The organism is Microbispora bryophytorum, assembly GCF_006874465.1.
In the GTDB taxonomy this organism is placed as follows: Bacteria; Actinomycetota; Actinomycetes; order Streptosporangiales; family Streptosporangiaceae; genus Microbispora; species Microbispora bryophytorum.
This window is the reverse complement of the sequence record NZ_VIRL01000072.1, coordinates 1-788: the sequence shown is the minus strand read 5'-3', so window position 1 is coordinate 788 and position 788 is coordinate 1. Positions and strand designations below refer to the sequence as shown.

At 65.6% G+C, this 788-nt stretch carries 1 protein-coding gene; it reads right to left on the bottom strand.

The window, feature by feature from the left end; genetic code table 11:
* A partial coding sequence (locus tag FLX07_RS35855; RefSeq protein WP_263407727.1) for a non-reducing end alpha-L-arabinofuranosidase family hydrolase occupies window positions 1–788 on the bottom strand: 788 nt, incomplete at both ends.

Sequence of the window (788 nt, the reverse complement as noted above, 5' to 3'; positions counted from 1 at the left end):
GTCTTGGTCTGGTCGGGGTTGTTGCGGACCAGGTCACCGTGGCTGATGTCGTTGGTCCAGGTGGCGCCGCTGTTGGCCTTGCCGGCGAAGGGGTTGCTCTCGCTCGTGGCGTTCGCCGACCACGATCCGTCCAGGCTGTTGGCCGTGTACGAGCGGAAGTAGCGGCCCTGCGAGCCGATCGACTCCACGAGCATGAGGTACTTGGTCTGGCCCTGGAGCTTGTAGACCTCGACCCCCTCGAACAGGTTGTTCGTGGAGTCGCTCATGATCTGCGTGTAGTTCGAGCCGAAGCTGCCCGGGAAGTTGCCGATGGGCATGCTCTGCCGGTAGATCTTGCCGTTGTCCCCGGCGAAGAACAGGTACATGTTCTGGCCGTCGCCGATGAGCGTCTGGTCGATCGGGCCGGTGCCGGAGCCGGAGATGCTCGCGGTGGACAGGGTCTGCGCCCCGGACCAGCCGTTGGGGTTGGTCGGGTCGCTGGAGGTGCGGTAGGAGAAGGCGGTCCCGCCCCACTGGTAGGCGAGCACCCAGATGTTCTTGGGCGCGAAGTAGAACAGCGTCGGCGCGACCGTGCCGGAGTTCATCTTGGTCTGGGTGGCCGAGGCCATGTCGGACCAGTTCGTGAAGGGGCTGAAGGCCATCGAGCCCCAGCTCGACCCGGTGTCGTGCGTCGTCGCGTAGACGAGGTGCTTGCCGTTGTAGACGACGTTGGTGAAGTCCTTGAGCGAGGCCCAGCCCGACTTCGGGCTCGCCAGCGCGCCGGTCGAGCTCCAGCGGTACGACGACGG